Raw genomic sequence first — 245 nt, forward strand, 5'->3', positions numbered from 1 at the left:
GAGCGGCAACAGGACTGGCAGAGATCGGTTGGTGGCCGCCATTGAATTCACCATTTGCCATGCGTCCAGCATGATAAATTTGTAAAATAGCCTTCGAACCTTTAGCTTTAATTGCCGTTGCCAATTTTTCGAGGCCAGCAATTTTACTGTCGTGGTTGATACCTAGAGCCCCAGGGAATGCACGGCCGTAATTTTCGACAAATGCGCTTTCCACGATAATAGCCCCTGCATCTCCAGAACGAGAG

General features: G+C 48.6%; 1 pseudogene. It reads right to left on the minus strand.

From position 1 onward, the window contains the following. A pseudogene (locus FQ668_RS28005) lies at positions 1-214 on the minus strand (alkene reductase); the annotation flags it as partial. Between the last annotated feature and the right edge of the window lie 31 nt (positions 215-245).

Origin of the sequence: Pseudomonas sp. Kh14, assembly GCF_900291005.1 — a bacterium.
In the GTDB taxonomy this organism is placed as follows: Bacteria; Pseudomonadota; Gammaproteobacteria; order Pseudomonadales; family Pseudomonadaceae; genus Aquipseudomonas; species Aquipseudomonas alloputida.